Annotated in this window: 13 protein-coding genes and 1 other RNA gene; 13 read left to right on the top strand and 1 reads right to left on the bottom strand. The window is 52.9% G+C overall.

The genetic code is table 11. The annotated features are described in order from the left end of the window. Nucleotides 1-88 precede the first annotated feature (88 nt). The 5 genes from NI21_RS0105095 (at nt 89) to eno (ending at nt 5,319) form a co-directional block, all read left to right on the top strand. A complete protein-coding gene (locus NI21_RS0105095) occupies nt 89-325 on the top strand; it encodes an HPr family phosphocarrier protein (RefSeq protein WP_033125176.1) in 237 nt (78 codons plus the stop codon). Nucleotides 326-498: 173 nt separating this feature from the next. After that, a complete protein-coding gene (locus NI21_RS0105090; protein WP_033125175.1) occupies nt 499-1,212 on the top strand; it encodes an IMP cyclohydrolase in 714 nt (237 codons plus the stop codon). Between the two features lie 24 nt (nt 1,213-1,236). Beyond that, a complete protein-coding gene (locus NI21_RS0105085; protein WP_033125174.1) occupies nt 1,237-2,415 on the top strand; it encodes a phosphoribosylaminoimidazolecarboxamide formyltransferase in 1,179 nt (392 codons plus the stop codon). A gap of 113 nt (nt 2,416-2,528) precedes the next feature. Beyond that, entirely contained in the window at nt 2,529-3,878 is a 1,350-nt protein-coding gene (gene glmM, locus NI21_RS0105080; protein ID WP_033125173.1) for a phosphoglucosamine mutase, read from the top strand. 151 nt (nt 3,879-4,029) lie between these two features. Beyond that, nucleotides 4,030-5,319: a phosphopyruvate hydratase gene (gene eno / locus NI21_RS0105075; protein ID WP_081957983.1), complete on the top strand. Its 1,290-nt coding sequence runs from the start codon at nt 4,030-4,032 to the stop codon at nt 5,317-5,319. 1 nt (nt 5,320) lies between these two features. Here the strand turns inward: eno and NI21_RS0105070 are convergent, their stop codons facing one another. Next, entirely contained in the window at nt 5,321-6,355 is a 1,035-nt protein-coding gene (locus tag NI21_RS0105070; protein WP_033125171.1) for a YeiH family protein, read from the bottom strand. A 151-nt stretch (nt 6,356-6,506) separates the two neighbouring features. On the opposite strand from NI21_RS0105070, the gene NI21_RS0105065 reads away from it, so the two are divergent. The 8 genes from NI21_RS0105065 (at nt 6,507) to ssrA (ending at nt 13,011) form a co-directional block, all read left to right on the top strand. Next, entirely contained in the window at nt 6,507-7,412 is a 906-nt protein-coding gene (locus NI21_RS0105065) for a LysR substrate-binding domain-containing protein (RefSeq protein ID WP_033125170.1), read from the top strand. 69 nt (nt 7,413-7,481) lie between these two features. Continuing rightward, on the top strand, nt 7,482-7,724 hold the full coding sequence (gene secG, locus NI21_RS0105060; protein WP_033125169.1) for a preprotein translocase subunit SecG: 243 nt from the start codon (nt 7,482-7,484) through the stop codon (nt 7,722-7,724). Nucleotides 7,725-7,867: 143 nt separating this feature from the next. Continuing rightward, a complete protein-coding gene (rnr, locus tag NI21_RS0105055) occupies nt 7,868-10,069 on the top strand; it encodes a ribonuclease R (protein ID WP_033125168.1) in 2,202 nt (733 codons plus the stop codon). After that, complete coding sequence (gene smpB / locus NI21_RS0105050) at nt 10,026-10,499, top strand: SsrA-binding protein SmpB (RefSeq protein ID WP_033125167.1); 474 nt, start codon at nt 10,026-10,028, stop codon at nt 10,497-10,499. Before rnr ends, smpB begins: the two co-directional genes overlap by 44 nt. An 18-nt stretch (nt 10,500-10,517) precedes the next feature. Then, complete coding sequence (locus NI21_RS0105045) at nt 10,518-10,784, top strand: hypothetical protein (RefSeq protein ID WP_033125166.1); 267 nt, start codon at nt 10,518-10,520, stop codon at nt 10,782-10,784. 1 nt (nt 10,785) lies between these two features. After that, nucleotides 10,786-11,256: a zinc ribbon domain-containing protein gene (locus NI21_RS0105040; RefSeq protein ID WP_033125165.1), complete on the top strand. Its 471-nt coding sequence runs from the start codon at nt 10,786-10,788 to the stop codon at nt 11,254-11,256. Between the two features lie 90 nt (nt 11,257-11,346). Continuing rightward, nucleotides 11,347-12,528 (top strand): pyridoxal phosphate-dependent aminotransferase, encoded by a 1,182-nt coding sequence (locus NI21_RS0105035; RefSeq protein WP_033125164.1) that lies wholly within the window; start codon nt 11,347-11,349, stop codon nt 12,526-12,528. 131 nt (nt 12,529-12,659) lie between these two features. Beyond that, nucleotides 12,660-13,011: a transfer-messenger RNA gene (gene ssrA, locus NI21_RS16305) on the top strand. Nucleotides 13,012-13,137: the final 126 nt, after the last annotated feature.

Here is a 13,137-nt window from a genome sequence, read left to right as displayed (position 1 = left end):
AATCATATATGATAGATGCTGACCCAGAACAAAGGCAGACAAAAAAGAATATATAGTTTTAAGAAAATTTTTGGAAAGGAGAAGATGTATGAATCAGGTAAAAGTACAATTCAGAACACCTCAGGAAGTGATGGATTTTACGAATGTTGTTTCAAAATATGAATACAACATGGATCTGAAGAAGAGCAGCAGAAAAATTGTTGACGCAAAATCACTGCTTGGAATACTGGCTCTCGGACTGGAAAATGTTCTGGAGCTGTGTATTTATTCCGATGACAATTGTGACGATGTGGTAAAGGCGATCAGCCGGTACGTAATAGCATAAGAAAGAACATGAGGGAGCAGCAGAAGGCTGTTCCCTGTTCTGTTTTATAGAATTTGTTGTCCGGAGCAATCAATTATAATTAATACTGATTAATGCTGGAAAAATATTCGTATATCTTATATAATGGAGAAAGTTGGAAAACAGCAAATACCAGATAAAGAGGAGAATGATTCATGGAAATGTTGTCAATTGAAAAAGAATTACAGGAAAATTCTTATCCGGGAAGAGGCATCATCATCGGTAGAAGCGCCGACGGCGCAAAGGCTGTCGCGGCATACTTCATCATGGGGAGAAGTGAGAACAGTCGGAACCGTGTCTTTGTGGAGGACGGAAAGGGGATCCGTACCCAGGCCTTTGACGAGTCAAAGCTGACAGATCCAAGCCTTATTATCTACGCTCCTGTGCGGGTCCTAGGAAACAAGACCATTGTTACAAACGGAGACCAGACAGATACCATCTACGAAGGAATGGACAGGCAGATGACCTTTGAGCAGGCCCTGAGAAGCCGAGAGTTTGAGCCCGACGCTCCCAACTATACGCCCCGTATTTCCGGTATCATGCATGTGGAAGGCGGAAAATTCAACTACGCCATGTCCATCCTGAAGAGCAGAAACGGTGATCCGGGAAGCTGCTGCCGCTATACATTTGCCTACGAGAACGCAGTGCCCGGAGAGGGACATTTCATCCACACATACATGCACGACGGCAATCCCCTTCCGAGCTTTGAGGGAGAGCCCAAGCGCATCGGCATCCCGGACGATATGAACGCCTTCGCAGATACGCTGTGGAGCAGCCTCAATGAGGACAACAAAGTATCCCTGTTCGTGCGTTACATTGACATTGCCACAGGGAAATATGAGTCAGTGATCATCAACAAGAATAAATAAATACGATATGCGGAGGGATAAGAAATGAAGGAACTGGAACTGAAATACGGATGTAACCCAAACCAGAAGCCGTCCAGAATATACATGGCGGACGGAAGCGAGCTTCCCATCACCGTGTTGAACGGGAAGCCGGGATATATTAATTTCCTTGACGCCTTTAACGGCTGGCAGCTTGTGAAGGAGTTAAAGGAGGCTACCGGCCTTCCGGCGGCAACATCCTTCAAGCACGTTTCACCGGCAGGTGCGGCTGTGGGACTGCCTCTCTCAGACACCCTGGCAAAGATCTACTGGGTGGATGACTTGGGAGAACTCTCTCCCCTTGCCTGTGCCTACGCCAGAGCCAGAGGCGCGGACAGAATGTCCTCTTTCGGAGATTTTATCTCCCTCTCCGATGTCTGCGACGTGGATACAGCCCGTCTGATCAAGAGGGAAGTGTCTGACGGCGTCATTGCCCCGGGATACGAGCCCGAGGCGCTGGAGATCTTAAAGCAGAAGAAAAAAGGCAACTATAATGTGATCCAGATCGATCCGGACTACGTGCCGGCGGCTCTGGAGCACAAGGAAGTGTACGGCGTCACCTTTGAGCAGGGCAGAAATGAGCTCCACATCGGGGATGACTTCTTCGACAACATTGTGACAGAGAACAAGGAGATGACAAAAGAGGCGAAGATCGACCTTGCCATTGCCATGATCACGCTGAAATACACCCAGTCCAACTCTGTCTGCTACGTGAAAGACGGGCAGGCCATCGGCATCGGGGCAGGACAGCAGTCCCGCATCCACTGTACAAGGCTGGCCGGACAGAAGGCGGACAACTGGTGGCTGCGCCAGTCCCCGAAGGTTATGAACCTGCAGTTCCTGGATAAGATCGGCCGGGCCGACAGGGACAATGCCATCGACCTGTACATCGGCGACGAGTACATGGACGTGCTGGAAGAAGGAAAGTGGCAGCAGACCTTCAAGGTGAAGCCGGAAGTGTTCACAAGGGAGGAGAAACGGGAGTGGCTTGACAAGATGACAGACGTGGCTCTCGGCTCCGACGCTTTCTTCCCATTTGGCGACAACATTGAGAGGGCTTACAAGAGCGGCGTGAAGTATGTGGCTCAGCCGGGCGGATCTGTCCGGGATGACAATGTCATCGAGGCGTGCAACAGCCACGACATGGTGATGGCTTTCACAGGTATCCGTCTGTTCCATCACTAGAAAATAGTTGTATATTTGAAGAAAACGCAGTATAATATACGAGGGAATGGCCGATTGTGCAAAAAAAACGGACAATCGGCCAAAATTTTAGCTGTGATAAGGAGATAATTCAAATGGGAAAATATTTTGGAACAGACGGTTTCCGCGGAGAAGCCAATGAAGTCCTGACTGTGGAGCATGCCTTCAAGGTGGGGCGTTTCCTGGGATGGTACTATGGCCAGGATCACAAGGCCAGAGTTGTCATTGGAAAAGACACAAGGCGCAGCAGCTACATGTTTGAGTATGCGCTGGCAGCAGGACTGACTGCTTCAGGTGCGGACGCATTCCTTCTCCATGTGACCACTACTCCCAGTGTGTCCTACGTGACAAGGACAGAGAATTTTGACTGCGGGATTATGATCTCCGCCAGCCACAACCCGTTTTACGACAATGGGATCAAGGTGATCAACGGGAAAGGACATAAGCTGGAGGCTGAAGTAGAGGAGAAGATCGAGGCGTACATCGACGGGGAGATAGGAGAACTGCCCCTGGCAAAGAGAGACCAGATCGGCCGCACGACAGACTACGTGGCCGGAAGAAACCGCTATGTAGGCTATCTTATTTCTCTTGCCACCCGGTCTTTTGAGGGGATCAAGGTAGGACTGGACTGTTCCAACGGAAGTGCGTTTATGATCGCCAAGAGCGTGTATGATGCGCTGGGCGCCAAGACCTATGTGATCAACAATGAGCCAAATGGTCTGAATATCAATCTGAACTGCGGTTCCACCCATATAGATGTGCTGAAAAAATATGTGAAGGACAATGGCCTGGATGTGGCCTTTGCCTTTGACGGCGATGCGGATCGCTGCATTGCTGTGGATGAGAACGGCAACGAGGTGAACGGGGATCTGATCCTTTACATCTGCGGAAAATACATGAAAGAAAACGGCCGGCTCAACGGGGATACTATTGTCACCACCATTATGTCCAATCTGGGTCTTTACAAGGCCTGCGACAAGGCGGGACTGAAGTATGAGAAGACGGCTGTGGGAGACAAATACGTATACGAAAATATGGTAAAGAACAACTTCTCTCTGGGCGGAGAGCAGTCAGGACATATCATTTTCAGCAAACATGCCACAACCGGAGATGGCATTCTTACTTCTCTTATGGTTATGGAAGTCATGCTGGAGAAGAAGATGAGTCTTGCCAAGCTGACAGAGGAGGTTAAGATCTATCCTCAGCTTCTCAAGAATGTCCGCGTAACTGACAAGAAGACAGCCCGTGAGAACCCGGCTGTAGTAAAAGCTGTGGAGGAAGTGACGAAGGCTCTCGGAGACGACGGCCGGATTCTTGTGCGCGAGAGCGGTACAGAGCCGGTGATCCGCGTCATGGTGGAGGCAGAGACAGATGAGCTCTGCGAGAAGTATGTGGACCAGGTTGTGGATGTGATGCATGCGGAAAACCTGGCTGTGGAGGCATGATTTCCGAAAGAGAAAGACACGAAAAGAAAAGATACGTATGAGAAAAGATGCGCCGCACATTTTGTGCGGCGCATTTTCGTCTGTGAAAACGGATATACTAAATTTCGACTGAATGAATTTTAAGATGAAGACAAGAAGGAGGAGCAGGATGTTGTATCAGTATTTACCGATCACAGACGTGTACGCGAGAGAAATCCTCGACTCCAGAGGAAATCCAACGATAGAGGTGGAAGTCCTTGCAGACGGGAAATATGTGGGCAGGGCCAGCGTCCCGTCGGGGGCCTCTACCGGACAGTATGAGGCAGTGGAACTGCGGGATCAGGAGGAGCGCTACGGGGGAAAAGGCGTAGAGCAGGCGGCAGACAATGTGAACGCCAGGATCGCCCCGGAGCTGGTAGGGAAAAATGTATTGGAGCAGATCCAGATCGATCAGCTGCTCACCCGTCTGGATGGCACAGAAAATAAAAGAAATCTGGGAGCCAACGCCATGCTGGGGGTGTCCATGGCGGCCGCCAGAGCCGCCGCGCAGGCCTTAGGGCAGCCGCTGTACGCCTACCTTGGAGGAGTTCACGCCAGAACTCTGCCTGTCCCTATGATGAACATCATAAACGGGGGACGGCATGCGGACAACACGATAGATATACAGGAATTTATGATCATGCCCTGCGGCGCCTGCTGCTTTAAGGAGGGGCTGCGCATGTGCGCGGAAGTGTACCAGCATCTGAAAGGGCTGCTGAACAAACACGGATACAGTACAGCGGTGGGGGACGAGGGTGGATTTGCCCCGGATATGAAAGATGCCGGGGAGGTCCTTGGCTTTATAACAGAGGCCGTCCAGCTGGCAGGCTATATCCCCGGGGAGGATGTGCGCATCGCCCTGGACGTGGCCGCCTCGGAGCTGTATGACAGAAAACTGAAGAAGTATGTGTTTGACGGTGAGAGCCGCAAGCACGGCTACAAGGTAACCCGGTCTGTGGAAGAGCTGATCGACTACTATGAAGAGCTGGCCAGCGACTATCCGGTGGTGTCCATCGAGGATCCCCTGGACGAGGAAGACTGGGACGGTTGGGAGCTTTTGACTGCCCGGCTGGAGCGGGATATGCAGCTGGTGGGGGATGACCTTTTTGTGACAAATACAAAAAGGCTCCGCAAGGGTATTGACCGTGATGTGGCAAACGCCATTCTCATCAAGGTCAACCAGATCGGAACCCTCACAGAGGCCTTTGATGCCATAGAGACGGCCCGCAGCGCAGGCTACAGGACCATCATATCCCACCGCTCCGGGGAGACGGAAGACGCCATGATCGCGGATATCGCAGTTGCCTTCAATGCCGGCCAGATCAAGACAGGGGCGCCCTGCCGGGCAGAGCGGACCGCCAAGTACAACCAGCTCCTGCGCATTGAGGAGAGGCTGGGGATGGCCGCCAGGTACGGCGTCTGACCTACCAGATGCCCAGTATGTGCTGCAGCACAAGGCTGACGGCAGTGATGCCGATCCAGCAGCACAGCCCCAGGAGGATAGGTTTTCCGCCGGTTTTGACCAGCTTGACAATGTTGGTGCCCAGGCCGATGGCTGCCATGGCCAGGACGATAAAGAACTTACTCATCTCTTTGAGCGGTGAGAAGAAGTCCGCCGACACACCGGCCAGGCTTGTGGCTGCGGTGGTGATGACGGATGCAATGACAAAATAAATGATAAAGAAGGGGAAGATCTTCTTCAGGCTGACCGAGCTGCCTGCGGAAGATTTTTCCTTTTTTGCGCGGTAAAATGCCAGCACCAGAGTGATGGGGATGATGGCCAGGGTGCGGGTCAGTTTTACGGTGACTGCCTTGTCCAGGGTGGCGCTCCCCAGGCCGAACATGGTGTCCCAGGTGGAAGCTGCCGCTGTCACGGAGGAGGTGTCGTTGATGGCCGTGCCGGCGAAGATGCCGAAGGCCTCCCCGCTTGTCTGGGAAAAGCCCAGCAGATTTCCGAAGTGGGGGAAGAGGACAGCTGCCAGTACATTGAAGAAGAAGATCACGGAGATGGCCTGGGCCACTTCCTCATCGTCTGCGTCAATGACCGGGGCGGTGGCTGCGATGGCCGATCCCCCGCAGATGGAGGAACCTACACCTACAAGGGTGGAGATCTTTCCCGGGATGTGCATTACCTTGCTCAGGACAAAGGCAATGACAAGGGACGTGGTGATGGTGCAGATGATGATGGGGAGGGACTGGCGCCCGGTCTCCAGGATCACCGACAGGTTCAGGCCAAAGCCCAGGAGGATGACCGCATACTGCAGGACTTTCTTGGAGCAGTAGTTTATGCCGTCCTGGAAGGCGGATTTGTCCTTGATAAAAAGTGTGACGATCATGCCCAGGATGATGGCGATGACCGGACCGCCGATGACGGGGAAGGCGAGCCCTGCGAACCAGGCAGGAACCGCGATGACGAGACAGAGCAGGAGCCCTTTTGTATTTTTGCTGAAAAATTCCATGATAAACCTCTTTTCTTTTTGGATGTCTTTTTGTTTATGTGCCTGCCAATAAATCTAGCACGGAGAAATAATAATGTAAAATTATAATAAATTATGATATAATAAAATAAATTTATTGAATTGCTGCGGAATGGGAAGAAGGAGGGAGCTTATGCTTGATTTCAGGATGGATACGTTTTTAGCGGTGTGCAGGCATATGAATTTTACAAAGGCAGCCCGGGAGCTGCACATCACCCAGCCGGCTGTCACCCAGCATATCCATTTCATTGAAAAAGAATACGGGATCCAGCTCTTTTCCTTTCAGGGCAAGAAGATCAGCCTCACCGGGGAGGGGCGCCGGCTTTTGGGGGCTGTGACCACCATGAAGCACGATGACATGGCGCTGCGGCGGATGTTTGACGAGGAGAAGGCGGGGGAAAGACAGCTGATCTTCGGCGTCACTATGACCATCGGAGAGTACGTGATCGGGAGATACCTGGCATCCTACATCCGCAGGCATCCGGCGACCAGGATACGTCTTTCCATTGCCAATACGGAAGAGCTTCTGGGAAAGCTGGACCGAGGGGAGATAGATTTTGCCCTGGTGGAGGGATTTTTTGAGAAGAGGGACTATGATTTCCGGACTTTCCGTCGGGAACAGTACCTGGGAGTCTGTGCGCCCGGATTTCTGCAGCCCCAAGAGAAGCCCCGGAGTTTTCAGGATCTTTTCTCCAACACACTGATCACCAGGGAGCCGGGCTCCGGCACAAGGGAAGTACTGGAGAGAGCCCTCTCGGAGGAAGGCTGGGGAATCGGAGATTTCGCCAACGTGGTGGAGATCAGCAACATGGGGGCCATCAAAATGATGGCGGAAGGCGGAGGCGGGATCGCCTTTCTCTACGAGGCGGCGGTGCGAGGAGAGCTGGAGAGAGGCTCCCTGGTTCAGGTCAGCCTGGAAGGTTTTCCGCGGTATCACGACTTTACGTTCATATGGAGGAAGAACAGCCTCTTTGCAGGCCAGTATATGGAACTGCTGGATGAGATGGCGGGGAGCGGGGCAGGACCTTTACAGATGTAAAAAAATCCCTTGCCATACGGAGCGCCTTGTGCTAGAATAAATGTGGTTTATCCGCAGGAGGTGTTAACGGTGGAAATTTTAAAAGTGGTTTTAATGATCATATTTGCTATAGACTGTATTGCACTCACAATCATTATTCTGATGCAGGAGGGCAAGCAGGCAGGACTGGGAACGATCGGAGGCATGGCCGACACATACTGGGGCCAGAATAAAGGACGTTCCATGGAAGGGGCGCTTGTGAAGTCTACCAAGTTCCTTGCCATTCTTTTTATTGTTCTGGCAGCAGTCCTGAACATGCAGGTATTTGCGTAAAACGGGAAACGTACAAAAGCGGAACACTCTTGTTTGCATAGACGGGAGTGTTCTTTTTTTATTCTGCGGGAAAGGCAGCGGCCTCCTGCGCAGAATAAAAGCCCTGTGCGGGGGCACACTTACGACAGAAGGGAAGTGATGAGATGGACGGGACATTTGAGAAGAGAAAGAAGATCATCTATGAATTTATCTGTGATGATTTCTATATACCCATGAAACAAAAGGAGATGGCAGCACTGCTCCAGGTGTCGAAAGAGCAGAGAAGGGAGCTTAAAGAAGTGCTGGACAGTCTGGTAGATGAGGGGAAGATCTACGTCAGCAAAAAGGGAAAATACTGCAAAGGAGAGGCGCAGACACTCATCGGCGTGTACCAGGCTCATCCCAGAGGATTTGGATTCGTCACTGTGGAAGGCCGGGAGGAGGATATCTTCATCGGCGAAGATGACACGGGCGGCGCATTCCACGGCGACACGGTAGAAGTGGCGCTGACACGGGACGGAAGCCACAGAAGAGACGGCCACAGGCAGCGGCAGGAGGGACGTGTCGTAAAGATCCTGTCCAGGGGGATGACCACCCTGGTGGGTCTCTACGAAAAGACAAAGAAGAAGAACTACGGCTTTGTCATCCCGGACAACCGGCGTTTTCTGGAAGATGTGTTCATTCCGGAGGGGAAAGACGGAGGAGCCGTGGACGGACATAAGGTGGTTGTGGAACTGACTTCCTACGGCGGACCGGGAAGGAAGCCGGAGGGAAAGATCACGGAGATCCTGGGGCATGTCAATGACCCCGGAGTGGACATTATGTCCATTGTGCGGGGGAGCGATCTGCCCTGTGAGTTCCCGGAAAAAGTTCTGAATCAGGCAGGCCGGGTTCCGGACCATATCAGCGAAGCGGATATGGCGGGCCGGAAAGATATAAGAGACTGGCAGATGGTCACCATAGACGGGGAGGACGCCAAGGATCTGGACGACGCTGTCTCCCTGACAAAGGAGGGCGGCCGGTATGTGCTGGGCGTCCATATCGCGGATGTGGCCAACTACGTGCAGGAGGGGAGCGCCCTGGATCGGGAGGCGAAAAACAGGGGGACGAGCGTGTACCTGGCAGACCGGGTGATCCCCATGCTGCCCCACCGCCTGTCCAACGGAATCTGCTCCCTGAATGCGGGGGAGGACCGTCTGGCCTTAAGCTGCATCATGACCATCGATGAGAACGGCGATGTGACAGACCACGAGATCGCGGAGACCGTGATCCGGGTAGATCACCGGATGAGCTACACAGGAGTCAGCAGGATACTTAAAGGGGAGGACCCGGAGGCGATAGAAAAATATCAGGACGTAGTGCCCATGCTCACGCAGATGGCCGAGCTCTCCGGCATACTCAGGGACAGAAGACACAGGAGAGGCTCCATTGATTTTGATTTTCCGGAGGCCAAGTTGATCCTGGACGAGAAAGGCCGGCCGGTGGAGATCAGGCCCTACGAGAGAAATGCGGCCACACGGCTGATCGAGGATTTTATGCTGCTGGCAAATGAGACCGTGGCGGAGGAGTATTTCTGGAGGGAAGTGCCTTTTCTCTACAGGACTCACGAGGCGCCGGATGAAGATAAGATGAAGACCCTGGCGGCCTTTATCAACAATTTTGGCTACACCATGCACATCGGCAGCCAGAAAGTGCAGCCTATGGAAATACAGAAACTCATGGGCAAGATCGAGGGCACGCCCCAGGAGGCTCTTATCAGCCGGCTGGCCCTGCGCTCCATGAAGCAGGCAAAGTACACGCCGGAAAATACCGGGCATTTTGGCCTGGCCGCCAAGTATTATGCCCATTTTACATCCCCCATCAGGCGGTATCCGGATCTCCAGATCCACCGGATCATCAAGGATGACCTGCGGGGACGGCTGAACGGGAAGAAGATGGAGCACTACGAAAAGATCCTGCCTGAGGTGGCAAAGCAGACCAGCCAGACAGAGCGCCGGGCAGAGGAGGCGGAGCGGGAGACCGTGAAGCTGAAAAAGGCGGAGTACATGTCGCAGCACATTGGACAGGTCTTCGACGGGGTAGTCTCCAGTATCACCAAATGGGGCATGTACGTGGAGCTGCCCAACACAGTGGAGGGTCTGGTCCACGTGACAGCCATGAGTGATGATCACTATGAATATTATGAGGATCGATATGAGATGGTGGGCAGCCACACGGGCCGGGTCTACAAGCTGGGCCAGGAGATCCGGGTGAAGGTGACCGGGGCGGACTGTCTGCAAAGGACGATAGATTTTGAGATCGTGAAGGAAGGAGAGCCGGAAGATGGCGAAAAAGAAGACAGACGGGAAGATGATTGCCAACAATAAAAAGGCATATCACGATTATTTTATACTGGATACCTATGAGGCCGGCATTTCTCTGGCGGGGACGGAAGTCAAATCCCTGCGCATGGGAAAATGCAGCATCAAGGAGTCATTTATCCGCATTGAGAACGGGGAAGTCTGGATCTACGGCATGCACATCAGCCCCTATGAGAAGGGGAATATTTTCAACAAAGATCCGCTGCGGGTGCGAAAGCTCCTTCTCCACAAGTCGGAGATCAACAAGATGACAGGGAAGATGAAGGAGAAGGGGATTGCCATTGTGCCTCTAAAGGTTTATTTTAAAGGCAGCCTTGTGAAAGTGGAGATCGGTCTTGCCAGGGGTAAGAAACTCTACGACAAGAGGCAGGATATTGCCAAGAAGGACCAGAAGAGAGAGGCAGAACGGGAATTTAAGGTGCGAAACTTCGGATAGGATATAGGAGGAAACGATATGGTACCTGTGAGTAAAGAGGAACTTAGGAAACTGGTCTCCCAGACGACGATCGAGACGTATGAGGAGCTGACGCCTCAGCTCATCCAGCTCATCCAGGAGACGAACGCGAAGACAGAGCTGACAGAAGCGCAGCGGCAGGATGAGATCTCCCTTCACATGATGGGCTACATCAAGTCCTGCACCAATGAGATCATCATTGAAGTCCTTGCGGAGATCCTGGGATTGGAGGACGAGAAAAAGCCGGTGCACATAGGAGGAAAATAAGATGGCATATTGTGTGAAGTGCGGAGCAAAGGTGGATGACGGGATACGGTACTGCCCATACTGCGGGGGCGAGATCCCTCTGGGTCAGGGACAGTACGATCAGCAGGGGCCTTATGACCAGCCGAGGGAGGGGACTTTTCATCCGGAGGATGTGAAGGCGAACAAAGTGATGGCGGTTCTGTCTTACATAGGAATCCTAGTCCTGGTGCCTCTCCTTGCAGGAAATAAAAACTCAGAGTATCTGAGGCACCACATCAATCAGGGACTTGTGATATGGATCGGGAGCCTTCTGGCAGACATACTGTCCGGAGACAGCTTTCTGGGCTTTTCGCTCTTCTCCGTCTGGCCTCTTGAGATGGCAGGCGGCATCCTGGGCCTTGTGTGCTTCATCCTTATGATCGTGGGCATTGTGGATGCCTGCCGGGGTGTGAAAAGGGAGCTGCCCGTTGCGGGGGCTTTCAAAATACTCTAGTATGCATCCAGGTGTGATTGAATAATTTATCTTGATAAAGCGATAAAGTGGATGTATAATAGATCATATGGAAAAAGAGAGGAAGAACATATGATTTCTAAGAGGATACAGGAAGTAGAGCCGTCCAGTACGGTGGAGCTGACAACGCGCATAACTGTAATGAAGAGGGAGGGGATCCCTGTCATCGGGCTCAATGTGGGTGAGCCCGATTTTGATACGCCGGCGCATATCTGCCAGGCAGCCAGGCGGGCCATGGAAGAAGGATTTACAAAGTATACGCCGGTCATGGGCACGCTGGAGTTAAGAGAGGCCATAGCTGATAAGCTGGCGGCGGAGAATCATGTGCAGTACGGGACAGATGAGATCACCGTGGGACCGGGCGCCAAGCAGTGTATCTATGCGGCTCTCCTTGCCCTCTGCGACCCTGGAGATGAGGTGATCATTCCCTGTCCCTGCTGGGTCAGCTACACAGAGATGGTGCGGATGGCAGGCGGCGTGCCGGTAACCGTGAGAGAGGCCGGGGATTTCAGCCTTGACCTGGAGAACATCGAGCAGGCAGTGACGGATAAGACAAAGGCAGTGATCATCAACACACCCAATAATCCAACCGGGGCGGTGTACAGCCGCGAGAGCCTGGAGGGCCTGGCGGCCCTTGCAGAGAAATATGCGTTTTACATCATATCGGATGAGGTCTATGAGTGCATGGTGTACGGAGGACGGGAGCATGTGAGCGTCAGCTCCCTGTCCGAGGATGCCAGGAGGAGGACTGTGCTGATCAACAGCTTTTCCAAGACCTACGCCATGACAGGGTGGAGACTTGGCTATCTGGCTGCGGAGAGGGAAGTTGTGAAGGCGATCAATGTGGTCCAGAGCCAGATGATCTCCTCCGTCAATTCCATTTCCCAGAAGGCCGGGACAGCGGCTCTTCGGGGCAGCCAGGACTGTGTCAGGGACATGGCGGCAGAGTACGAGAGGCGCTGCGCGTTCCTCCATGAGCGGCTGAACAGCATAGAAGGGATCTGCTGCCGGAAGAGCGAGGGAGCCTTTTATCTGCTGCCGGATGTGACAGATTATATGGGCCGGGAATATAATGGAAAGAAGATAGAGGATGATCTGGCCCTGGCGGAGTATCTCCTGGAAAAGGCCCGGGTGGCGGTGGTCCCCGGCAGCGCCTTCCTGGCGCCCGGTCATCTGCGTATCACCTGTGCGGCCTCCATGGAGACGCTGGAGAGGGCGGCGGATGCCATGGAGGAGGCCCTTCGCCTCCTTTAGAGGCGCGCTTCTTAGGGGAAAGCCTTGACAGGCGGGGCGGCGGTCACTATAATAAATTAGACAGCAACAAGAACGTCTGCGGACCAGACAGCGCAGGGCGGGCAGAAGTGTGTGCCGCCTGACAGACACAGGGGCTTGTACTGGTTTCGACGGGGGTTTGGAAGTTGGAGAAGCCATCCGTAGCGGGACACTACGTTAAAAGTTCCAATTAAATATAAACGCAGACAATAGAGAATTAGCGTACGCTGCCTAATTTTGGCGGCAGTCGGCCTTAGGTCATCCGCTGCTTAAGATCCCGGCTTCAACAAGGCGGAGCACTTCGTCCTCAAAGCTTTGAGGGGATGGAAGACTTTATGAAGCTACTGAAACCGGAAGCCTGTCATTAGGCGGCCGGCAGAGGGAATGTCAAACTAATGACTGTGATGGGAGATGCTCTGATGGAAAGGCTTTCGGACGCGGGTTCGATTCCCGCCAGGTCCATTTTTGGAGTAAAGGAAAATGCCTGTTTTTACAGGCATTTCAGACTGTAGACAAAGGTGGTGCTGGAGCCCTAGCTCCAGCACCACTCTTTTTGCCAAAATGCCAACTCCCATATTTTCTTATAAAGGA

Origin of the sequence: Eubacterium sp. ER2 (assembly GCF_000765215.1) — a bacterium.
Classification (GTDB): domain Bacteria; phylum Bacillota; class Clostridia; order Lachnospirales; family Lachnospiraceae; genus Claveliimonas; species Claveliimonas intestinigallinarum.
The sequence above is the reverse complement of the archived record's forward strand: the minus strand, read 5'-3'. Positions and strand labels throughout refer to the sequence as shown.